Here is a 23,081-nt window from a genome sequence, read left to right on the forward strand (position 1 = left end):
TTGAATGAGACGTTCTTTTCTGGGTTTAGCTGTAGGTTTGGCAATCGCCACTTCCGCCATGAAACCGGCTCTGGCTGATGAATTCACCGTATCTGACATTGAGGTAGAAGGCCTTCAGCGGGTATCCGCAGGAACGGTATTCTCTGCATTTCCCGTATCCATCGGCGAGCCTGTTGATGAAGTTGAACTGGCTTCCGCCATCAAGGACCTGTTTCGTACCGGGCTGTTTACCGATATCGAGGCGAGCCGGGACGGTGGTGTGCTGATCCTGACCGTCAAGGAACGGCCATCAATCACCTCCATCGACATTGATGGCAACAAGAACATCGAAACCGACATGCTGATGGACGCGCTGTCCGGTGCCGGCCTGCAGGAAGGCCAGGTGTTTCGCCGCGCCACCCTGGAGCGGCTGGAACTGGAGATTTTGCGGTCTTATATCAGTCAGGGCCGTTACAACGCCCGCGTAAAGGCAACGGCCGAAGATCTCCCGCGCAACCGGGTTGCCATCCGGCTGGATATCAATGAAGGCACAGTGGCAGCCATTCAGCATCTCAACATTGTTGGCAACGACGCCTTCGACGATGAAACCCTGCTGGATCTGTTTGAGCTGAGAACCACCAGCTGGTGGAATTCCATCACCAACTCCGACAAGTACGCCCGAGAGCGCCTGAGTGGTGACCTGGAGTCCCTGCGGTCTTTCTATCTTGACCGTGGCTATATCGACTTCAACGTTGAATCCAGCCAGGTGTCCATCTCGCCTGACAAGAAGCAGGTGTTCATTGCGATCTCCCTGAATGAAGGGCCCCAATACACGGTTTCCGACGTCAATCTGCGTGGCGAACTCATCGTTGATGAGGAAGAGCTGCGCGAGCTTATCCCGATTGAAGAGGGCGACGTATTTTCCCGTTCCCGCATGACGGCGATTTCCGAGTCGCTGTCCAGGCGCCTCGGCCGTGAAGGTTATGCCTTTGCCAACGTGAACGCCGTGCCGGAGCCAGGTGAGGATGACACCGCATCAGTCACCTTTTTTGTGGAACCCGGCAAGCGGGCCTACGTCCGGCGCATCAATTTTGATGGCAACGTTTCTACAAGAGACGACGTGCTGCGCCAGGAGATGACCCAGATGGAAGGCGGTGTGGCGTCAACAGACAGAATCGAATTCTCCAAAACACAACTGGAGCGGCTTGGTTTCTTCAAGACCGTGGATGTGGAGACGGTTCCGGTCCCCGGTACCGACGACCTGGTAGACGTCAACTACTCGGTGGCGGAGCAGGCAACGGGCAGCCTCTCGGCGTCTGTTGGCTTCTCCCAGGCTTCCGGCGTTATCCTCGGGGCCAACGTGTCAGAGAACAACTTCTTTGGCAGCGGTAAGCGGGTATCCTTTGGCGTAAATGTCAGCGACTCCATCAAGAGCGCCAACTTCTCCTACCTGGACCCTTACTACACCGTGGACGGCGTAAGCCGGGGCTTCAGCGTGTTCGCCCGTGAAACCGATTTCGAAGAGCAGGATATTTCATCCTATCTGCTGGATGAGTATGGCGGCCGGGTCACTTTCGGGTATCCCACCGACAACGTCACCCGGCTGAACTTTGGACTTGGTTATACCCTCTCCAAGGTCAAGGAGGGCGCGTTTACCTCCGAGGAAGTGCGAACCTTTATCGACGAAGAAGGTAACGACTTCAACAACTACTTCCTGTTCGGTTCATGGCGCCGCAGTACTCTGAACCGGGGCGTTCTGCCGACTGATGGTTACAGCGTTTCCCTGTCCACGGATATTGCCGTGCCTGGCAGTGACCTTACGTTCTATAAAGTGAACCAGAAAACCGAGTTCTATCAGCCATTCAATGAGAACCAGACCTGGGTCTTCCGCGCACGTTCAGAAATCGGCTATGGTGATGGTTACAGCGGGCGAACGGTGATGCCGTTTTACGAGCACTTCTACGCCGGCGGTTACGGTTCGGTGCGCGGATATGAGGCAAACTCTCTGGGGCCTCGGGCCACAAATGCGCCTAACGACTTCTCTGACCCGGACCCGTTCGGCGGCAGCCTGCTGACGGAGGGCAGTCTTGAGCTGATCTTCCCCACGCCGTTTGCCGGCGATACCCGCTCAATGAGAACGGCATTCTTCGTGGATGCGGGGCAGGTGTTTGACGCTGACCGCAACTTTGACCCGGCTCTGGATGAAGTCCGGGTGTCGGCTGGTGTAGGATTCCAGTGGATCACAGCGGTTGGTCCGCTGGCATTCAGTCTTGCCAAACCTCTGAACGACAAGAGTGGCGACGATACCCAGATATTCCAGTTCTCCCTGGGGCAGACGTTCTGATCAGAGAGCGAATGGAAACGCGGTAATAACTGAAAAACAGGAGAAATAACATGTTCCGATTGTCCATGGCAGTATTGTTGGCTGCTTTGATGGCAACCACCACGGTTGCCGCTGAAACTCGTATTGGCGTGGTTGATTTGCGCCAGGCACTGTTCTCGTCCAAAGATGCAAAAGCATTCAGTGAGCAGATGCAGCGGGATTTTTCCGCTGAGGAAGCAAAGGTCAGGGAGGCTCAGGAGGCCGCCCGAAATCTGCAGGCGCGCCTGGAGAAAGACGGCGCCATGATGAATGAGTCTGAACGCACCAAAATGACCGCGGAATTCCAGGAAAAGGTCAAGGAATTTAACTTTCTCAAGCAACGTCTGGATTCCACCGTGGCAAACCGCAAACAGCAGTTTCTGGAAGACGCTCGCCCGGAAGTGGATGCAGCCGTCAAGGAATTACTGGACGAGCATGATCTCGACCTGATTCTGCCCAGTGAGGCCGTTGTGTACGTCAAGCCCGACATGAACCTGACGGAAGAGCTACTGGAGAAGCTGGACCGCTGATAACGGCGGGACTGGTAATGGCCAGCCCGGAAAAACCTTGTGGAGCTGATAATGACTAAGCGTTCATACCGGCTGGGCGATATTGCCTCTGAGCTTGGGGCGGAACTCAGGGGCGATCCCGATACCGATATCGGCGGGCTTGCCACGCTTCAGGCGGCGGCTCCGGGCCAGATCGCATTCCTGGCTAATCCCTCCTACGCACGCTATCTTGCAGACACCAGGGCTTCGGCGGTTATCGTCTCTCCATCGGTCGCTGATCAGTGCTCTACCAATGTCCTGTTACTGGACAATCCTTACCTTGGTTATGCTCGTCTGAGCCACTGGTTTGATCCTGCGCCTGTACCACGGCCTGGTGTTCACGAGTCTGCGGTGGTTGACCCGTCAGCGCAGGTGTCGCAAAGCGCCAGTATCGGGCCACAGGCTGTTGTCGAGGCCGAGGCGGTTATTGGTGACCACGTGGTGATCGGTGCCGGCAGTATCATTGGCGCCCGCTGCACGGTTGGTGAACATTCAGTGCTGCGCCCGCGCGTGACCCTGGCTCACGACATTGTGCTGGGCAAGCGCTGTCATATTCTGAGTGGTGCCGTAATCGGTTCGGACGGCTTCGGGTTTGCCAATGAGAAAGGCGCCTGGCACCGGATCGCGCAACTTGGCCGGGTAATCCTTGGCGATGATGTTGAGGTCGGGGCGAATACCACGATTGATCGCGGTGCGCTCGACGACACCGTCATTGGCAACGGGGTGAAGCTCGATAATCTCATTCAGATAGCACATAACGTCAGTATTGGTGATCACAGCGCCATGGCGGCAATGGTTGGAATTGCCGGCAGCACCCGGGTCGGCAGCCATTGCGTCTTCGGTGGCCAGTCGGGAGTGGCGGGCCATCTGACGATTGGTGATCAGGTACACCTGACGGGCATGACCCTGGTTTCGAATGATATAGCGGAACCTGGCGTGTATTCATCGGGAACCAGCGCGGACACCAACCGGCAATGGCGCAAGAATGCCGTACGTTTTCGTCAGCTTGATGCCATGGCGCGTCGGCTAAAAGAACTGGAAAAGAAAATACAAGGCTGAGGCCGTTACTGATGATTATGAACATCAAAGACATCATGGAATACCTGCCCCATCGCTACCCCTTTTTGCTGGTTGACCGGGTGACCGAGTCGGAAAAGGGGCAGTTCATCAAGGGGTACAAGAACATTTCCCTGAACGAGCCATTTTTTAACGGCCACTTTCCAAACAATCCCATTATGCCGGGCGTGCTTATTATCGAAGCCATGGCGCAACTCTCGGGCATTCTCGGCTTCCTGACGGTTGGCCGGAAGCCGTCGGATGGCGTGGTACAATACCTCGCTGGTTCCAGCAAGGCGCGCTTCAAGCGCCCGGTTGTGCCAGGGGACAGACTGTGCCTGGAATCCCGGATGATCTCGGGTAAACGTGGAATCTACAAATTCGAGTGCCGCGCACTTGTAGATGACGAAGTCGTCTGTGTGGCAGAAATACTGACCGCTGAGAGAGAAGTCTGATGGCGACAAAAGAATGGTCGGGAGTCCATCCTCAGGCGATCGTTGATCCGTCTGCCAGGCTGGCTGACAACGTCGTTGTTGGTCCCTGGAGCTATATTGGCCCGGATGTGGAGATCGGTGAAGGTACCGAAATCATGTCCCATGTGGTGATCAAGGGCCCCACCAGAATTGGCTGTAATAACCGCATATTCCAGTTCTCCAGTGTGGGTGAGGAGTGCCAGGACAAGAAGTACGCGGGCGAGCCGACCACGCTGGTGATTGGCGACGACAATACCATCCGTGAAAATTGCACCATTCACCGGGGGACTGTCCAGGACCGGGGTGAAACCAGTATTGGTAGCGGCAACCTGCTGATGGCCTACGTTCATGTCGCCCATGACTGCATCATTGGTGATAACACCATCCTGGCCAACTGTGCCACTCTGGCCGGGCATGTATCGGTAGGTGACTATGCCATCCTTGGCGGCGGCACCATGGTCCATCAGTTCTGCCACATCGGCACCCACAGCATGAGCGCCGGCGGAAGCATCGTACTCAAAGACATTCCCGCCTACATCATGGCCAGCGGACAGTCCGCCCAGCCATTCGGCATGAACGTGGAAGGACTGCGGCGCCGTGGCTTCAGCAAGGAAGTTCTGCTGATTCTTCGTCGCGCCTACAAGGTTATCTATCGCCAGGGCCTGACAACGGAGCAGGCGGTAGTGGAATTGGAAAAAGCCTATTCCGACATCCCCGAAGTGCTGCCACTGATTGAATCCCTTCGCGGCGCACACCGCGGCATTATCCGCTGACCAGGGAGCGATTACCCCGGTGACGGACCATCCTGAGCACTCTGTTGTCAGTACCCGTAAAGCTACCTTTGCCATCGTGGCCGGAGAGGCCTCCGGCGATATCCTCGGCGCGGGCCTGATTCGCTCGCTCCGGCACCGATATCCCCATGCCCGTTTCGTGGGCATTGGCGGCGAGGAAATGGTGGCTGAAGGCTTTCACTCGCTGGTGCCCATGGAACGACTTTCCGTTATGGGGCTGGTGGAAGTGCTTGGCCGCATCCGTGAGCTGTTCAGCATTCGTGCCCGGTTGATGGACTATCTGCTGGCAACGCCGCCGGATGTGGTGATCGGCATCGATTCCCCGGATTTTACCCTGGGCATTGAACGGCGATGCCGTGATGCCGGCATGCTCACCGCCCACTATGTCAGCCCCTCGGTCTGGGCCTGGCGCCAGAAGCGTATCTTCAAGATTGCCAAATCCGTCAACCTCATGCTGACGCTGTTTCCCTTCGAAGCGCGATTCTACGAAGAGCACAATATCCCCGTGGCCTTTGTGGGCCACCCCCTGGCAGACCGAATCCCGATGACGCCGGATACCGCAGGCGCCCGCAAGGCCTTGGGTCTGCGCGACGACGCACCGGTGCTGGCCATCCTGCCCGGGAGCCGGGGAGGGGAGGTTGAACGCCTTGGCACCCTGTTTCTGGAAGCCGCACGCTGGATCCAGGGCAAACGCCCTGACCTGCAACTGGTGATTCCGTGCGTCAACCGGGAGCGCGAGCAGCAGGTTCGGGCGCTGGTGGAGGCCCTCGATGTGAAGCTGGAGGTGACCATTGTGCGTGGCCGTTCGCGGGAAGTGATGGCGTCGTCGGATGTGGTCCTGCTGGCCTCCGGAACCGCAACGCTCGAAGCGATGTTGCTCAAGAAGCCCATGGTTGTCGGGTACCGGTTGAGCGGCCTCAGTTTTGCGTTGGTATCGCGGCTGGTGAAGGTGCCCCACGTGGCGCTGCCCAACCTGCTTGCCCGTGAGCCTTTGGTGCCGGAATTGCTGCAGGATGACGCCACACCAGAGACCCTGGGCGAAGCCGTTCTCGAACGCCTGGAAAACGAAACCGAACGCGCCCGCCTCACCGACGCCTTCTCCCTCCTGCATGAACAGTTGCGGCAGAATGCTGACGAGCAGGCAGCAACTGCCCTTTCAGCATTGATCGAAGGTAAGCAGCCATGAGCAAAAGACCGCTACCGCCCTTTGAGTGTCGTTATCAGGGCCGGCTTCTGGCCGGCGTGGACGAAGTCGGGCGTGGGCCGCTGGTCGGCGCCGTGGTAACAGCAGCCGTGATACTGGACCCGGAAAAGCCGATACCGGGCCTGGCGGACTCGAAAAAGCTGACAGAAAAACGCCGTGAGGCGCTGTACGAACAGATCATCGAACGCGCCGCTTCCTGGAGCCTTGGCCGCTGTGAAGCCGACGAGATCGACCGTCTGAACATCTTCCGTGCCACCATGGTGGCGATGGAGCGGGCGGTAGCCGGGCTTCATATTCCCCCCGAATACGTGCTGGTGGACGGCAACCGCTGCCCGAACTGGCACTGGCCATCGGAGCCGGTGATAAAGGGCGACAGCCGGGTGGAAGCCATCAGCGCGGCTTCCATACTCGCCAAGGTAACCCGCGACCGGGAGATGGCAACACTTCATGAAACCTATCCCCACTACGGATTTGCCAGCCACAAGGGCTATCCCACGCCAGTACACCTGGAAGCTCTCGGCAGGCTGGGGGCCACTACCCAGCACCGGCGTTCATTCAGGCCGGTTCAGGAAGCCATAGAGGCGGTCGGCATGATCACCACGGGCCCCGCCGACGAACTGCTGTATCCTTCCGACCTCTTTGAAAATATCGATTGACACACTGCCAGCGGATCCTTACTATACGCGCACGTTGATCGGGGGTTGCCTCGAAAACAACAGCCAGTTTATTGCGGGGTGGAGCAGTCTGGTAGCTCGTCGGGCTCATAACCCGAAGGTCGTAGGTTCGAATCCTGCCCCCGCTACCATATAAAAGAAAGGCAGATCAGTATTATACTGGTCTGCCTTTTTTCGTTTCTGTCTCCAGAACTTCCTGACCAGGAGAAGCCCTGATGGAGAATCGCTCACCGCGAACAAAAAGCCTCGAAGTCACCAGCCTCGAAGAGCTGGCGCCGATGGCAGACTACTCGCTGATAAATAATCTGAACTGTGATCCCGATGCAGATCCGGATGGCGTCGACCACATGCCGAGGCAGGTCTTTACGGGGCATTATGTGCCAGTCAGGCCAACGCCAATTGAAGCCCCTGAATACGTTGCTCACAGCGAAACTCTGTTCAGCGAATTAGGCTTTGCTGATAGTTTGGCTCAGTCCACGGACTTTATCCGGATGTTCTCTGGAGACCTGGCACAGGTTCCGGAGCCGATGCGCAAGGTCGGTTGGGCGTGTGGCTATGCGCTGTCCATCTACGGCACCGAATACACCCAGCAGTGCCCGTTTCAGACCGGCAATGGCTACGGTGATGGGCGTGCAATTTCGGTGCTTGAGGGTGTTTTCAACGGTCGACGCTGGGAGATGCAGTTAAAGGGTGGCGGCCGGACACCGTACTGCCGCGGCGCTGACGGCCGGGCTGTGCTCAGATCGAGTGTTCGCGAGTTCCTGGCACAGGAGCATATGCACGCGCTGGGCGTACCGACCTCCCGATCCCTGAGCCTTTATGTATCTAAAACCGAAAAGGTGATGCGGCCCTGGTATTCGGAGGGCTCCCGTATGAGGGATCCGGACCAGATGATTGCCGAGCCAGTCGCGATATCCACCCGTGTCGCACCGTCATTCATCCGGGTGGGCCAGCTCGAACTCTTCAGTCGTCGCGCCCGGAGGCAGGAACATCCCAAAGCGATGGAGGAGCTCGAGCAGCTCGTGCTTCATCTGATCGATCGGGAGTACGCTGATGTCATTGATCAATCACTCGATACTCCCTCAAAAGTCGTGATGCTGGCGCGTGAGTTTCGCGGCCGTCTCGCCTCTCTGGTTGCGAACTGGATTCGTGTCGGTTATTGCCAGGGCAACTTTAATAGTGACAACTGCGCCGCTGGCGGCTTCACGCTGGATTATGGTCCTTTCGGGTTCTGCGAAGTATTTGACCCTCTCTACCAACCATGGACCGGTGGGGGACAACACTTCTCCTTCCTGAATCAACCTGTGGCAGCGGAACGGAACTTCAGGATGTTCTGTTTGGCCCTGCAGCCTCTGCTGACTGCCCGTCAGGGGGAACTGGCTCAGCTAGAGGAGATTCATTCAGGTTTCCCGGAGGTGATGAAGGCGGAGCTGGAAAAGATGTGGGCAGCCAAGCTGGGGCTTGACGCCTTTGACGCCGGCCTCTTCAGGGAGCTTATGGCGCTGATGACGCAAACGCCTGTGGATTACACCCTCTTTTTCCGGGAGCTGTCGTCGATACCTGACGACATTGAGCCACTCAAGAAGAGTTTTTACAGGCCGCCGAATGAAGCAGGGGCAGCCGATTCAGCAGCGCTGTTCATGCGCTGGGCACAATGGCTCACTGAGTGGAAATCGCGTATCGGGCCCACCCGGGAGATGAAACTCGTCAATCCAAAATACACGATGCGGGAGTGGTTGGTGGTACCTGTCTATCAACAGGCAGCCGAGGGTCACTACCAGCCACTCAGAGCGCTGCAGGGCGTATTGACACAACCATACGCCGAGCAGTCAGAAAGGGCCGAGGAGCAATACTACAGGCTGAAGCCGTCAGAGTTGTTCGATCTCGGCGGATTTTCCTATTACAGCTGTTCGTCGTAACCAGCCAATTTAGAACAGGATTATCCTTAGCCGCTGTATGGAGGCGGGATAGCGACAAAGCCAGGGGTGGGCAGTCTTCGCGCTGATCGCGTAATAAGCGTAAGATGACGGTACTGTCCGCACTGGTCGGCTTGGCAAGCCCGAGAAAACAGTATCCAAAGGAGCGGAGTAGCGACAAAGATCCAGATCAACCTAACTCACTCAGGATAACTCGCGCCATGATGTATTTAACGCACGAAATGAGCCGCCTTGCACTGACCCCGGCCCGCATGCTGGCGAGTGGCCATAGCAAAATCCTTCGGCACCCGCTGAATCCCTGGTCCAGGGTTCCTGGCACCCGCAGTATTGCCTCAGCCCTCAACGTGTTTGGGGATCTAACCAGGCGTTATCCCAAACCGTCCTTCAATCTGGACACAACGGTTTGCGATGGAGAGACGGTTCTGGTCAACGAAACCATCGTCAAGCGCAAGCCCTTTTGTCAGTTGAAGCATTTCCAGCGTAACGTTGATCGTCCGGATGACCCCAAGTTGCTTATCGTAGCGCCGCTGTCCGGCCATTATGCGTCGCTTCTCAAGGGCACTGTAGAAACCATGTTGCCGGGCCACGATGTGTACATTACCGATTGGCGTGATGCCAGTATGGTGCCCATTTCGGAGGGCAATTTCGGGCTCGACGACTATATTGATTATGTGATTGATTTTATTAATCACATCGGCCCCGACACACACGTTTTGGCGGTCTGCCAGCCGGTAGTGCCGGTGCTCGCGGCCACCGCCCTGATGGCCCAGGATAATCATCCGTCAGCGCCGCGTTCTCTGGCGCTGATGAGCGGCCCGGTAGACGGACGGGTTGATCCGACAGAGCCCTGCGAACTGGCCAAAAAACACAAACTCTCGTGGTTCAAGCGCAACCTGATCCATACCGTGCCGGCGCCTTACCCGGGCACCATGCGCAAGGTCTATCCCGGCTTTTTGCAGCTGACGGGGTTCATCAACATGAACTTCGACCGCCATCTGGATGCCTATCGGGGACTGTTCAGGTCCATTCGGGATGATGACGCGGAAGAAGTCACCCGCCACAGGGAATTTTACGACGAATATCTGGCGGTGATGGACCTTCCTGACGCCTACTACCTGGAAACCATTGAGCGGGTATTCCAGGAATTCCATCTGGCTCGGGGCTGTTTCAAGCATCGTGGCAGGCTGGTAGACCCCAGTGCTATTGAGAAAACCGCGTTGATGACCATAGAGGGCGAAAAAGACGACATTTCCAGCCCGGGCCAGACCCGCGCAGCCCACAAACTCTGCACCAATATTCCCGACGACCGCCGGGCGCACCACTTGCAGCCGGGAGTTGGCCATTATGGCACTTTCAACGGCCGCCGCTGGCGCGACGAAATCGCCCCCAAGTTGCAGAAGTTTATTCGCAGCGCCTGAGCAGACCATCGCTCAGGTATCTTGTTGCCCTTGCTTCCCTCTGCTAATTTGAGGGCAGTGCTTTCAACAATATAGCAGTGGTGAACCGAGGGAATGTGTCCATGTCCACTAAACCTGTCAAGTCGCCGTCCGGCGGTGATGAACAACAAACGGTGCCCAAAGCCCTGGTCAGTGCGGGGGTATATGGCACCCGCCTGATCACGCGCTCAGTGTTAAGGCGCCTGAAAGGCGGCCGGCCCAATCCGGTCAGCCTCAAGAGCATGGCGAAACCCTTCGTGCGTTTCACCATAAAATTTGCCACTCAGCCGGATGCGGTCATTACTTCCCAGATGCGCCTGGTGCAGAACGCGGCCATCCTCGGTACCGGTGCGGCAATGAGCCTGATCAGCCGGGAGCCGATGCGAGTGACGGCCCCGGAGCGGGGTGACGGTCGCTTCAAAGACATCGCCTGGACCGATCGCGCTTTTTTCAACTTTATCCAACAGGCTTACCTGATGTCGGATCGCTGGATCATGGACACCATTGATGATGTTCGGGGTCTTGATGAGCACGACCGCCATAAAGTCCGCTTCTTTACCAGCCAGGTTACTGCAGCGTTGTCACCCAGCAACTTTGTTCTGACCAATCCCGAGGTGCTGCGCACGACTGTGGACACCAGGGGTCGCAACCTCGTGCGTGGCCTCGCCAATTTTTTGCGGGATCTTGACGACGCCGATGGCCAGATGTTCTTCAGAATGTCGGACCCGAAGGCGTTCGAGGTTGGCAGAAACCTGGCCGATACGCCGGGCGATGTCATCTACCAGAATGATCTGATGCAGCTCATACAGTATCGACCAACGACCGAGACAGTGCATCGTCGGCCGCTTATGGTCGTACCGCCCTGGATCAACAAGTATTACATTCTGGACCTGGGTGCGAAAAAGTCGTTCATCCGCTACTGGGTCGAGAAGGGCCACACGGTTTTCGTCATTTCCTGGGTAAACCCGGGCAAGGAGCATGCCGACAAGGGCTTCGAGGACTACATGCTTGAGGGCCCGGTAGCCGCCCTGGATGCTATCGAGAAAGCCACCGGTGAGCGTGAGGTCAATGCCGTCGGCTACTGTATTGGCGGCACACTGCTGGGTTGCGCGCTTGCCTGGCTGGCAGCCCGTGGCGACGACCGGGTGAAGAGCGCCACCTTCTTCAACAGCCTGTTGGATTTTTCAGACGTTGGCGATATAGAGGTCTTCATTGATGAAGACATGATCAGCAAGATGGAAAAGGCCATGAAGAAGCAGGGCTATCTTGATGGCGTCTCCATGGCCACTGCGTTTAGCATGCTGCGCGCCAACAGCCTTATCTGGTCCTTCTATATCAATAACTACCTGCTGGGCCGGGAAACACCCCCCTTCGACCTGTTGCACTGGAACACAGACTGCACCCGGCTGCCCGGTGCCATGCACAGTTTCTACCTGCGCAACATGTACCTTGAGAACCGCCTGGGCGAGCCCGGTGGCATCACCCTTGCCGGAACGCCGATTGACCTCTCGCAGGTGAAGGTGCCCGCCTACTTTGCCTCAGCTATTGAGGATCACATTGCCCTCTGGAAGTCCTGCTACAAAGGATCACGCTATCTGGGTGGGCCGGTTCGCTTTGTGCTGGGTGGCTCTGGCCATATTGCCGGAATTATCAACCCGCCTTACCAGAACAAATACGGTTATCGGATAAACGAGAACACCGACCTGTCACCGGATGAGTGGCTCTCCGGAGCGGAGGAATTCGAAGGCTCCTGGTGGCCGGACTGGGTCAAGTGGGCAGAGCAGTTCAGTGGCGGTGAAGTGCCGGCGAGAATCCCGGGCGACGGAGAGCTACCTGTTATCGAGCCTGCGCCCGGCTCCTATGTGCGCAATGAGCCGGCTCCGGAGGCACCCAAACCACGCAAACGCAAAACCACCGCCGCCGAGCGCACAACCGGCAAGCCGGCAGAGGGCAAATCCCCCCAGCGCCAGAGAAGCCGAAAACCCGCCAAAACGGGTTGACCCGCTGCCTGTTGCCATCCAGAATACTGTACATATAAACAGTATTCCGGGTGGCCGGTGTTTGCAGGCGCTCAAGCGGGGAGAATGGTCATGGCAGGGCAAAGCCCGGTTTCGTTTGTCACGGTAAGGCGCCAGTTCGAGTTCCGCAGCATCGAAGTTGGTCGCTGGGTAACTCCGCAGGAACGGGACAGGGCAGCAGGCCGGTTTTACCAGGCGCTGTGTGACCTGATGACGATCCTTCGGGGCCCGGAAACCCTGATTTCACTGCGCAGTACCCTGGGGCTGCAATACGGCATTGGCGGCCGGCCGGGGGTAGCGGCCCACTATATCCCCGCAACCCGACAACTGGCCCTGGCCAAGAACGCGGGCGCGGGCAGCCTCGCCCACGAGTGGTTCCACGCCTTTGATCATTACATGGGGAACAAGGCGTTCCGAAAACTGGAGCAGCACGGTTTTGCCTCCAGCGCCTGGCTGAGCAGTGCGAACCAGAAAGACCACCCGCTGAATGAACGCTTGAGTGTCTGCTTCCAGGCCATCCTCCTCAACGAAGACGGCACCGCACCCAGCCCACTGTTCCGTGCATCACAAAAGGCGGATGCAGGGCTGAAAGTCCTTTACTACGCCAGGCCGGAAGAGCTTTGCGCCCGTGCCTTTGAAGCTTTTGTGGAAGGTTGCGCGCCCCGAAACAGCTTCCTGGTACGGGGTACGGTGTATTCCGACGAGGCAAAAGCGGGCCTGTATCCGGAAGGTGCCCAGCGACAGCGGATCAACGATGCTTTCAGGCACTATTTTGAAGCACTGGGCGCTGCGTTGTTTCGGGAACAGGCCAAAGCCGGCTAAACTTGCCCACGATTTCGAAATGATCCGGGGAAGGTTGCATGCCAAAGTTTTTACACACGGCAGACTGGCAAATGGGGCGGGCGTTCAGCCGCTTCGAAACAGAAGACGGTGCCGCTCTGGTTGAGGCCCGCTTTGAGGCCATTGAAAAACTCGCACGGCTGGCCAACGAGCACCAGTGCGATGCGGTGCTGGTGGCCGGGGATGTCTTTGATGCCCAGACTGTCGCCGACCGGACCATTCGCCGCGTGTTCAATGCCACCAGAGCATTCACCGGCCCGTGGGTAATGCTGCCGGGCAACCATGATGCCGCGCTGGCGGAAAGCGTGTGGACCCGGGCCAGGCGCCTGGACGCGGTGCCTGACAATGTCCATCTTGCCCTGGAGCCGGGCGTGATCAACCTGGAGCCACAGGGCCTCGCGCTCCTCTGCGCCCCTTTGACGCAGCGCAATACCTACAGTGACCTTACCGAAGCCTTCAATAACTGTGAAACCCCGGAAGGTCTGGCCCGGGTTGGTCTGGCCCACGGCAGCGTGCAGGGACTGCTGCCCGACGAGATCGACTCCACCAATCCCATATTACCGAACCGTGCAGATACCGCCCGCCTGGACTACCTCGCCCTTGGCGACTGGCACGGCGCCAAACAGATGGATGAACGTACCTGGTATAGCGGCACACCGGAGCCGGAACGGTTCCGCAACAACGGTGCTGGTTACGCCCTGATCGTCAATGTGCCGGGGCCGGGTGAATCGCCAACCGTCACCCCCATTGAAACCGCGCGCTACCAGTGGCACCAGTGGCGGGAAACCCTGACCGTTGAATCGGATCTGGACCAGCTGCTGGACAGGCTACAGGCCTTGCCCGAGCCCTCCGTGGTGGATCTTCGCCTGGAAGGCTCGGTGACCCTGGCCGGTGAAGAAAAACTGATCAATGCGCTGTCCGTGGCCGAGGCCAGATTCCGCAGCATCCAGTGTGATCGCAGCGGACTACAGCTCGAGCCCACCGATGACGATATTGCCGCCCTGAAGGCGGATGGCTACGTAGGAGAGGTGATCGAACATCTCCGAATCCGACAGCAGGATGACGATGCCGAAGTCGCGCGGGATGCACTCGCGATTCTGGCAGGCTTGCTGAAAGACCGGAAACAGGAGGCCAGCGAATGAAACTCCGTCGCCTGCAGGTGGAGCAGCTTCGCCAGTTCCGGCAACCGTTTGTCCTGGACGACCTGCAGCCGGGGCTTAACCTGATCCACGGCCCCAACGAGTCGGGCAAGAGCACGCTGGTGCGAGCGATTCGTGCGGCCTTCTTCGAACGTTATCGCACCAGTTCCGTTGATGACCTTCGCCCCTGGGGTGATTCTGCTGCCGCCCCGACCATCACGCTGGACTTCGACGCCCAGCAGAAATCCTGGCACCTGGTAAAAAGCTTTCTCCAGCGCAAACGCTGCGACCTCAAGATCGACTCGGACAGCTACAGCGAAGACGAGGCCGAGGAAAAACTCGCCGAACTCCTGGGCTTCCAGTTCTCCGCCAAAGGCGTCAGCAAGCCCGAGCACTGGGGTGTGCCCGGGTTGCTGTGGGTCGAGCAGGGCACCGGCCAGAATATCGAGCAGGCGGTAGAGCATGCCGGCGACCACCTCAAATCCGCGCTCAATTCCCTGGTGGGCGAAGTGGCCAGCACCGGTGGCGACGAGCTGATCGAACAGGTCAAAGCCCGCTGGAGTGACCTGTTTACCCCCACCGGCAAACCCCGTGGCGATTACCAGAAGTTGGAGAAAGAGCGGGAAGAACACCAGCAGGAAATCGACGAACTGCAGGCCCGCATCCAGAAATACCAGGAGCAGGTAGACCGGCTGGGCAAGCTCACCCAGGACTACGAGCGCACCCAGCACGAACGCCCCTGGGAAGAGGCCGAGCGGCAGCTTGAACAGGCGAAGGAACGCTACCGGCAAGTCGAGAAGCTGGAACAACAACAGGCCCGGGAAAAAGAAACCCTGACCCACCTGCAGAACAACCAGCAACTGTTACGGCAGAACCAGGAACAGCTGCAGAGCCTGAACAAAAAACTGGACGTTCGCAAAACAGAGCTGGACAAAGCCCAGCGGGAACTGGAACAGGCCGAGGCGCGCACCCCCTCCATTGCGGGCAAGGTCCAGGAGGCAAAAGCCGCCTACGAGGCCGCCGCAAAACAGGTCGACCAGGCCCGTCTTCAGGAAACCCGCTCCCGTCTGGAGCAGGACATTCGCCGGCTGGAACAGCATAACCACACGCTGACTCAGAACCTGGACAAAGCCCGGCAATATCAGCAGGAACTGGAGCAGGCGAGGGAGCAGTCCCGACAGAACCAGATTAATGCCAAGGCAGTGAAAGCCCTCAAAAACACCGAGCATCAACTGAAAGAAGAAAACATCCGCTCGCAAACCATCGCCACCCGATTAACCTGGCAGCTGGAGCCGGGCGTGAGACTGGCGCTGAATGAGGAACTCCTGGAAGGGCAGGGTGAGCGACAACTGCTCGAAGAATCCAGCCTGGTAGTGCCGGGTGTGGGAACGCTGGGAATTACCCCCGGCGGCGAGGACCTCGCCAGTACCCAACGCAAGCTTTCCACGCTGGGACAGGGCCTGGCCGAACAGATGAAAACCCTGGGGGTGGACTCCGTCCAGCAGGCAGAGCATCGCGTGGTCGCTTACGAAGCCGCCGAAAGAACACTGCAACATACCCGCGAACTGCTCAAATCCGTTGCACCTGTGGGTATCGAACAGTTGCTGGCGGACCAGAAAGAAACACAATCCCAACTGCAAAAAGCAAAAACCGAACTGGAGAACAGCCCTGTGCCAGAACCCGGCCAGCAGCTCCAGGTAACCGATGTTGCTTCTGCAGAAGCCGGGCGCGCCCAGGCCGAAACCCGGTTGGCCGAAGCAGAGGCCGAGGAACGCAAGCACCAGACAGAGCTCCTGACCCGCCGCCAGACCCGCGACAACGCGAAATCTGAGTGGCAGCAACTTCAGGACGAAGTGCAGAATCCGGAACACCAGAAGCAGCTGCAGAAGCTCTCAAAAGAACTAGCTGAAATCGAAGACAAACGGGCCCGCCTGGAAACAACCCTGCAGGCCCGTGAGCAGGAAATACAGCAAGCCCGCCCGGCTATCCTGCGCCAGGACATTGAACGGTATCAGCGCAGCATCAGCACCCTGCGCCAGACCCAGGAAGAACGGCAGCGGGAACTGAGGGATATACAGGTCAGGCTGGAAGCCTGGGGCGCTGAAGGCCTGGAAGAGCAACGCAACGACAAAGTGGCCGAGCTCGAGCAGTGCAACCGCCGCTACCAGGAACTGGATCGCCGCGCCCGGGCGCTGGATCTGCTGCTTATCCTGCTGACTGAAAAACGTCAGGCTCTGACTCGCCGCCTGCAGGCACCCCTGCAGAAACACCTGGACCACTACCTGTCACTACTGTTCCCGCAAGCCACCCTGGAAGTGGACGAACACCTGCGCCCGGGCACGTTCACCCGGGGAACCGAACTGGGACAGATCGCCGAGCTGAGCTTCGGCGCCCGCGAACAGATGGGCCTGATCAGCCGCCTGGCCTATGCAGACCTGCTGCGCGAAGCCGGCAGGCCGACCCTGGTAATACTGGATGACACCCTGGTACACAGCGACACAGACCGCCTGGACGATATGAAACGCATCCTGTTCGACGCGGCCAACCGCCACCAGATACTGCTGTTTACCTGCCATCCGGAGAAGTGGAGTGATCTGGGTGTGCCGCCTAGGGATATTCAGGCGATGAAGGAGCAGGGTTCTGCTAACCTGGTGTGACGCATCAGACCAAGGTGCAATGCCTTCAAATGCATTGGCTTGAAAGTCGTTACCAGCTGGATGGCTACAATATTGGTACGAACTGTGGAACCGCGGCAGCGCGGACGGTCTTGCATATGCATTGTCATTTGATTCCGAGGTATCAGGGCGACCAGAAAGATCCTCGTGGTGGTGTGCGATGGGTACTCCTGGAGAAAGCGGATTACTGGAGTGGCCGGTGAACTTGCTTGATTATAAAAAGCGCTTTGCAACGCTTCGGGTGATCAGGGGTGGCGCTGTTGGTGGCAGAATCAGATCCAGCAAACAAAGACACCATGATCCGCCTGATAATGAATATGCTGGTCGAGGAGGGCGAGTGAGTCTTAATCGTGTAGGCGTCTATGGCACTCTCAAGAAAGGTTATTCAAACCACCATTTTCTGACCAAAGCCCACTTTGTCGGATGCTGCAGGTTGAAGCAGATCATCCTCTATGACATCGGGCCTTTTCCTGGTGCCAAGCTGCGCCCCAGTTATGGGGTTGATGTTGAAGTCTACGACGTCACCAATGAGATATTTGCCAGGCTGGATGAGCTTGAAGGCCATAAACCGCGGGCGCCCAGGTCTGGCGAGTATGACCGTCGTCAGCTTGAAACGCCTTTCGGGCCCGTGTGGATCTATATATACAATCCGGATGTTTCCGGTTTGCCGGAGATCCGAAGAGGTGGCTGGCCTGATGGATCCACTTCGCTGAGGCGAGGGGCCCTTCGATGGCGTTCCTGAACAAAAGAAAGCAAGAGCTGCAGGCTGCCCAGGAAAAGCTCAAGGCAGACGAGTACCGGTGATGGAGCTGGACACGGGTTGTCGTGCTTGTAAGCAGCCTCGTGGCGTAGTGATCCGCGGTTCACCGGTCCTTTGACCGCAGCCGCGACAGCTTCTCACGGGACTGAGCCTTTAGTCGTTGCAATCCTTTCCTGGTCGTATTCAGCCCTGAACCCAGCCCGTTAAGCGTGAATCTACCATAACGGGATACTTGCTCCACGCCGGCCCTGGCTGACTCTGAGAGAGTCGTGGTGATGGAATTGATCTCTTCAAATATGGCTTCCACCTTTTCGGCCGCCATTTCTTCGCGTTTATCCAGATAGCCGTCTGCTTCTGCGATGCCATTCAGGAAGGTGATGATCTCTCTCGACATAGAGCGATAATTGCAATCCGGGTTGGCTTTCTTGAAGCGGGCCAGTTGTTCAGTGATCTCTTCTATCGAGTGTTGATCGGACTGCTCTTCTATCAGCTTCAGGCCTTGTTGAACGAAGAGCGGGTCATACCCCCATTCCTCTACGAAATAGCGTGTGATGAAGTCACGCTCTTGCTGGACGAACTCGCCATCAATCTCGGCAAGCTTTACCCCAAGCGTCGCGATCATGTCGAAGAGCCCAGTTGCCAGAACATCCATCGGCGTATTGATGTAGTCGGGGATCTGTTTTACGCGGTCAGAGGAGCCTCTTACAAACCGCTTGCCGATGATCAGGCTCAGGCCTGCGCCGGCTACCCCTGCGCCGATCGCCCAGCCTACCGGGGTGACGGCGGTTCCGATGCCCAGTGCGCCGAGAAACCCTGAAGGCGCGAAAAACGTGGACGCGACCAGGGATGATTTTGCGAAGATGAACCCGGTGGCCGCTCCGTTCGCGGCATCAACGCTATCCAGGAGGTATTTCTTCAGGCGCAGGGAGGAATAGGCCTGGTCACCGATGTCGAGTTTCAGCTTGAACCGCAAGGGGTCGCGTACAACGGTCTCGACATCCTGCATCCCGTCGCTGGGTTCGAATTGAGCCATATTCCTTGTTCCTTCACGCAAAAAGGCAGATCCGGGATTATGATCTGCCTTTTGTCGTTCGGATGTCTACTGCTTCTTGCAGGTTCTGACCCCGATCAGCGAGTAAGCCGGGCAGTTACCCATCAGTGCTGTTGCCAGCGGGATGATACCAATCCAGCCCCAGGCTGTCTGTGGTCCGACAAAGACCAGCGCCAGTAAAACGACGCCTACAATTGCCCGTATGGTGCGGTCTGCAGTTCCCATGTTTTTCGTCATTTTTCCGTCTCCTTTGCTGAGTGATGACTTGATGGTAGAGCAGCACCATTTCCGCCTTCAGTGATAAAGTCACATTCAACTCCACATTGCCGCCGGACAGGATCAGGTTTTATGGCCCGCCACAGCATGCTCGACAGTCTGAATGACACTCTGCGCAAGGAAACTCTGGAAAAAGCCCGCTTGATGCAGTTTCCGCCCGGGCAGATTCTGTTCAGCGCGGGGCAGCACTGTCAGGGGCTGCCGTTGGTTGTGGACGGTAGGGTCAAGGTGCAGATGACGGGGGTCTCCGGCCACAGCATTGTTCTCTACCGAATGGAGGCAGACGAAATCTGTACGCTTTCCATCGGTTGCCTGATGACGGGGCGGGCTTACCGTGCCGAGGCGGTAGTGGAGGAAGCTGCAGAGGCGCTGATGATCCCCCGTGGGGTATTCGACCGGCTGATGGACCAGTCTGCCGGGTTCCGGCTGGGGATCATGGAGTCCTATGGTCGCCGGCTGGATGATCTGATGCTGCTGGTGGAAGAGGTTGCTTTCCGCCGCATGGACAAGCGGCTTGAAGAGTGGCTGCTGAGTCGCGCTGCCCGTGGGCCGGTGGTCATTACCCATCAGGAACTGGCGGTGGAGCTCGGGACTGCCAGGGAGGTGGTAAGCCGCCTGCTGAAAGAGCTCGAAAGGCGCGATATGGTCAGATTGTCCCGTGGAAAGATTAAAGTGACAGGCCTGCTTCTCTGATCCGTTAATACTTTCGTAGTGCGTTTCCCCTCTCGTTTACTCCCTTCCGGGCAATAAGTTGCCCAATTATCAGTACTTTCCACTAATTAATTACAATTAACTGTCGAGAAATTGACGAATTTTTAATTGGCATAATGACACCCTTCACATCGATACTCGCCAGCGTTTTATAAAATTTCACAACTGCGACGAGATATTGGTGTTAAATGAATATGAAACGCGTCATTAAAATGTCTAAGGCATGGATCGCCGCGCTTTTCATGGGAGTCGTGCTTACCGGCTGTGTGAGCGGCAGTTCTTCGGACAGTTCCGGCACGAGTTATGCCCAGGGACAGCAGTTTGCCGAACGCTCGGCATCCCTGAGCTGGAATGCGCCTGCAACCCGCGCGAACGGGGAGGGCATCAAGATGGGCGAGTTGTCCGGGTATGTGATCAGTTACGGTCAGGATCCGGATGAGCTTACCGAGGCAGTTCGCATTGATGACGCCAATGTCATGGACTACACCATTAACAACCTGGATTACGGTACCTGGTATTTTACGATTCAGGTCGAAGACGTTGACGGCCTGGTGAGTGCGCCTTCAGAGCAGGTCAGTAAAACGATCTGATGGGATGGGTGACCGGAAGTTTGAGGGTGAAGGCCGAGCCTTCTCCAAGCCGGGACTGGACATGAATCTCGCCCCGGTGCTTTTCAACGACCACATTGACGAACGAGAGCCCAAGACCGGTGCCATGGTTGCCGGATAGTTCACTGCTTTTCTGGCGCCGGTACCGGTCAAACAGATGGGGGAGTTCTTCCGGCGCAATGCCTTCCCCTTCATCACTGACGGTGAGGCACGCCTGATGGCCGGCCTGGTATACCTGGATGTTGATGGTGGACTGCGGCGGGCTGTATTGCACCGCGTTGGTCAGCAGGTTAATGACCGCCCGTTCCAGTAATTCCGCATTGCCCTTTAACCACAAGTCTTCGGTTCCCTGCAGTATCAACTGGATGCCTTTCTCCGCCGCCTGCTCGCTGACACTGTCCCGGGCATTTTCGACAATGGCCAGGAACTCACATTCGTAGAAGCGGGTTTCGGTCAGCTGTTCGGCTCTGGCCAGTTGCACGAACTCTTCCGCCAGGTGGTAGCTGCGCCTGGCCAGCCTGCCGAGCTGGTCCAGTTGTTCCGGTTCCACCTGGCCCTGGTTTCGTTTCAGTTGCTCAATCAGCGCCAGCTGTGACACCAGTGGGGAGCGTACATCGTGGGAAATAAAGTCGATGGCCTCCCGGTGCTGGCGTTGTTGCTCCCGCAATTCCGAGATGTCGGAGATGTTGGCGATGATGCCACTCTGGTCGCTGTCCGGCAGCGAGAACGGTGCAAAGTGTATCAGGAAGTCCTTGTTGTGGATGCGCAGGTCCACGGTGCGGCTCTGGGCCAGGGTCAGCGTCTCGGAGACGGTTTCGTGCCAGGGCGGGGTTTCTCTCGGGTCGTGACCTTCCAGAAGCCGGGCCAGGGGCAGGCCATTCAGGCTTGGCATGGGTTCGCGGAACCATTCTTCGATGTGGCCATTGGCAAAGCGGATTACCCCCAGCTCGTCGGTGACGATAATGCCGTCAGGCATGCGCTCGAAGCTGCGGCGTATGAACTTCTGCATCTGGCTCATGCGCTCTGTTGCAAGCCGGACGCGTTCGATTCGGGCAGATATGTTCTCTTTTGGACGGGGCTGGCCGTTCGGCGTATTGATGGCTGTCAGCGGCAGGCGGCGCAGGTATCGCTGGGTGGCCTCGCGGCTCAGATCGTTGGATAGCTTCAGGCCCAGTTTGTAGGTATGGCCGCCGCGGGTCAGGCTGATCCAACTCTGGCCGCCGACATGAACCCATTCGCCGGGCTTGTCCAGGGGCGGAATGTCGGCTTCGGTCAGCCCGGAGGCGGTCAGTACGTCATCACCCTCGGTCAACAGCCAGCCTTCAGGCTGGAACAGGGCCTGGAAGTGGCTGAGCAGTTGTGGCGGGTGCCGGCGAGAAGGTTCCTGGAGGGTCATGGTAGGCCCCCTGGCCAGTTCGTCCAGTTGCCGGTTCAGAAAACGGTTGGTCATCGCCAGCCGCAGGGCGCTGGTCACTGGCAATGCCAGCAGCGGGACAATGATGGCATGGGATACCGGCAGCCATAGCCGCCCGTAAAACAACAGCAATGCGTGTACGAGAGCCAGCACGACTACGCACGCAAGGCACAGCACCATGCTCCTTGCCGGCCGCATGCGGGGCAGGGCAACGGCCAGAACAATAATGGTGAACAGGGCCAGGCCAATGGCGGTGGATCTGGATACTTTTGATATCAGCTCCTCCTGAACCAGCGCCGAGTAGTTGTTGGCATGGAACTCCACCCCCGGCATGGGTTGATTAAGCCCGGAAAACGGGGTGGGCAGGATGTCGCCGAATCCTGGCGCCGTTGCGCCAACGAAGACGGTCTTGTCCCGGAAGGCTTCTGGCGCGGGCGGGCGCTCCAGTATCTCGGTGTAGGAATAAGACGGCAGTGTGCCGGCGCCACCGGCCAGTGGGATGGCCCTGTAATGCTGTCTTACATTGGTGTACGGCGCTATTTCGCCGGGCTTTTTGGCCGGCAGTGTTTTCCCGGAGGCGGCCAGGGCCAGGCTGGGCCATAGCTGGTCGCCAAGCCCGTTCAGCTGGTAAATGCCCCGTGCCAGGCCGTCTTCATCCAGCTCCACATGGGCATGCCCGAGTGCCGCGGCAGCGTCCGCCAGTTCGGCCACGGGTAGCTGTTCGCTGATCAGGTAATTGCTGGTTGGTGGTGACAGGTGCAGCGGCAGAATAACGTTGCCATGGTTGCGTATGGCGCTCGCCAGTTCGGGGTCGTCCAGAGACGGTTCCGGGAACAGGATATCGAAAACGATGGTTTTCGCGCCGGCCTGGTGAAGTTTTTCGATGAGCCGTGCGTGGGTGGTGCGCGGCCAGGGCCAGCGGCCGAGGCGATCCATGCTCTGTTCGTCGATGGCGACCAGTACAACGTCGTCAGAGGCTTCCAACGGGTTGGCCGTAATCAGGGTGTCGTAAAGCCAGAAGTCCAGCCTCTGGGGAATAGAGGTGGCCTGCAGTAACAACAGTATGGTCAGCAGTGGCAGGCCGAGTGTCCACGGTGTTGTTTTTATTGGAAGCCAGTTCCGGGTCATG

The 23,081-nt window shown here is 57.9% G+C and carries 20 protein-coding genes and 1 tRNA gene; 18 read left to right on the top strand and 3 right to left on the bottom strand.

Annotated features, from left to right (window positions below):
• The first annotated feature begins 4 nt into the window (after positions 1-4).
• From bamA to FDP08_RS18925, 16 genes are all read left to right on the top strand, one after another.
• Complete coding sequence (gene bamA / locus FDP08_RS18850; protein ID WP_137437817.1) at positions 5-2,323, top strand: outer membrane protein assembly factor BamA; 2,319 nt, start codon at positions 5-7, stop codon at positions 2,321-2,323.
• A 50-nt stretch (positions 2,324-2,373) separates the two neighbouring features.
• Positions 2,374-2,871 carry an OmpH/Skp family outer membrane protein gene (locus FDP08_RS18855; protein ID WP_137437818.1) on the top strand — a complete coding sequence of 166 codons (498 nt, stop codon included), beginning with the start codon at positions 2,374-2,376 and terminating at the stop codon, positions 2,869-2,871.
• A gap of 51 nt (positions 2,872-2,922) precedes the next feature.
• Positions 2,923-3,948, top strand: coding sequence for a UDP-3-O-(3-hydroxymyristoyl)glucosamine N-acyltransferase (lpxD, locus tag FDP08_RS18860; protein WP_137437819.1), 1,026 nt, complete (start codon positions 2,923-2,925; stop codon positions 3,946-3,948).
• Between the two features lie 14 nt (positions 3,949-3,962).
• Complete coding sequence (gene fabZ, locus FDP08_RS18865; RefSeq protein ID WP_137437926.1) at positions 3,963-4,400, top strand: 3-hydroxyacyl-ACP dehydratase FabZ; 438 nt, start codon at positions 3,963-3,965, stop codon at positions 4,398-4,400.
• The gene (gene lpxA, locus FDP08_RS18870; RefSeq protein ID WP_137437820.1) at positions 4,400-5,191 is read left to right on the top strand and encodes an acyl-ACP--UDP-N-acetylglucosamine O-acyltransferase; all 792 of its coding nucleotides are present in this window, start codon (positions 4,400-4,402) and stop codon (positions 5,189-5,191) included. The genes fabZ and lpxA overlap by 1 nt, the downstream gene beginning before the upstream one ends.
• Before the next feature lie 19 nt (positions 5,192-5,210).
• Positions 5,211-6,395 (top strand): lipid-A-disaccharide synthase, encoded by a 1,185-nt coding sequence (gene lpxB / locus FDP08_RS18875; RefSeq protein WP_137437821.1) that lies wholly within the window; start codon positions 5,211-5,213, stop codon positions 6,393-6,395.
• Positions 6,392-7,069, top strand: a complete 678-nt coding sequence (gene rnhB, locus FDP08_RS18880) for a ribonuclease HII (RefSeq protein WP_137437822.1) — start codon at positions 6,392-6,394, stop codon at positions 7,067-7,069. The genes lpxB and rnhB overlap by 4 nt, the downstream gene beginning before the upstream one ends.
• A gap of 72 nt (positions 7,070-7,141) precedes the next feature.
• A tRNA-Met gene (locus FDP08_RS18885) sits at positions 7,142-7,218 on the top strand.
• 84 nt (positions 7,219-7,302) lie between these two features.
• Positions 7,303-9,006: a protein adenylyltransferase SelO gene (locus FDP08_RS18890; RefSeq protein ID WP_137437823.1), complete on the top strand. Its 1,704-nt coding sequence runs from the start codon at positions 7,303-7,305 to the stop codon at positions 9,004-9,006.
• A gap of 218 nt (positions 9,007-9,224) precedes the next feature.
• The gene (locus FDP08_RS18895; RefSeq protein ID WP_137437824.1) at positions 9,225-10,442 is read left to right on the top strand and encodes a polyhydroxyalkanoate depolymerase; all 1,218 of its coding nucleotides are present in this window, start codon (positions 9,225-9,227) and stop codon (positions 10,440-10,442) included.
• A gap of 101 nt (positions 10,443-10,543) precedes the next feature.
• Complete coding sequence (locus tag FDP08_RS18900; RefSeq protein WP_137437825.1) at positions 10,544-12,460, top strand: PHA/PHB synthase family protein; 1,917 nt, start codon at positions 10,544-10,546, stop codon at positions 12,458-12,460.
• 90 nt (positions 12,461-12,550) lie between these two features.
• Positions 12,551-13,300, top strand: a complete 750-nt coding sequence (locus FDP08_RS18905; protein WP_137437826.1) for a CLCA_X family protein — start codon at positions 12,551-12,553, stop codon at positions 13,298-13,300.
• 38 nt (positions 13,301-13,338) lie between these two features.
• Complete coding sequence (locus tag FDP08_RS18910; protein ID WP_137437827.1) at positions 13,339-14,460, top strand: metallophosphoesterase family protein; 1,122 nt, start codon at positions 13,339-13,341, stop codon at positions 14,458-14,460.
• Positions 14,457-17,114: an AAA family ATPase gene (locus FDP08_RS18915; protein ID WP_137437828.1), complete on the top strand. Its 2,658-nt coding sequence runs from the start codon at positions 14,457-14,459 to the stop codon at positions 17,112-17,114. Before FDP08_RS18910 ends, FDP08_RS18915 begins: the two co-directional genes overlap by 4 nt.
• 29 nt (positions 17,115-17,143) lie before the next feature.
• Positions 17,144-17,335 (top strand): HIT family protein, encoded by a 192-nt coding sequence (locus FDP08_RS18920; RefSeq protein WP_137437829.1) that lies wholly within the window; start codon positions 17,144-17,146, stop codon positions 17,333-17,335.
• 134 nt (positions 17,336-17,469) lie between these two features.
• Positions 17,470-17,874 (top strand): gamma-glutamylcyclotransferase family protein, encoded by a 405-nt coding sequence (locus FDP08_RS18925; RefSeq protein WP_137437830.1) that lies wholly within the window; start codon positions 17,470-17,472, stop codon positions 17,872-17,874.
• Between the two features lie 121 nt (positions 17,875-17,995).
• Here FDP08_RS18925 and FDP08_RS18930 read toward each other — a convergent pair whose 3' ends face one another.
• Both FDP08_RS18930 and FDP08_RS18935 read right to left on the bottom strand, forming a co-directional pair.
• Positions 17,996-18,925 carry a TerB family tellurite resistance protein gene (locus FDP08_RS18930; RefSeq protein ID WP_137437831.1) on the bottom strand — a complete coding sequence of 310 codons (930 nt, stop codon included), beginning with the start codon at positions 18,923-18,925 and terminating at the stop codon, positions 17,996-17,998.
• Between the two features lie 66 nt (positions 18,926-18,991).
• Positions 18,992-19,180 carry a YgaP family membrane protein gene (locus FDP08_RS18935; RefSeq protein ID WP_137437832.1) on the bottom strand — a complete coding sequence of 63 codons (189 nt, stop codon included), beginning with the start codon at positions 19,178-19,180 and terminating at the stop codon, positions 18,992-18,994.
• Between the two features lie 111 nt (positions 19,181-19,291).
• Between FDP08_RS18935 and FDP08_RS18940 the strand changes: the two genes are divergently transcribed.
• The gene (locus FDP08_RS18940; protein ID WP_137437833.1) at positions 19,292-19,912 is read left to right on the top strand and encodes a Crp/Fnr family transcriptional regulator; all 621 of its coding nucleotides are present in this window, start codon (positions 19,292-19,294) and stop codon (positions 19,910-19,912) included.
• A gap of 230 nt (positions 19,913-20,142) precedes the next feature.
• Entirely contained in the window at positions 20,143-20,520 is a 378-nt protein-coding gene (locus tag FDP08_RS20550; protein WP_228263392.1) for a fibronectin type III domain-containing protein, read from the top strand.
• On the opposite strand, the gene FDP08_RS18950 is transcribed toward FDP08_RS20550, so the two are convergent.
• Positions 20,504-23,080, bottom strand: a complete 2,577-nt coding sequence (locus tag FDP08_RS18950) for a CHASE2 domain-containing protein (RefSeq protein ID WP_137437834.1) — start codon at positions 23,078-23,080, stop codon at positions 20,504-20,506. The genes FDP08_RS20550 and FDP08_RS18950 overlap by 17 nt on opposite strands.
• Position 23,081: the final 1 nt, after the last annotated feature.

This window comes from Marinobacter panjinensis, assembly GCF_005298175.1.
Taxonomy (GTDB): Bacteria; Pseudomonadota; Gammaproteobacteria; order Pseudomonadales; family Oleiphilaceae; genus Marinobacter; species Marinobacter panjinensis.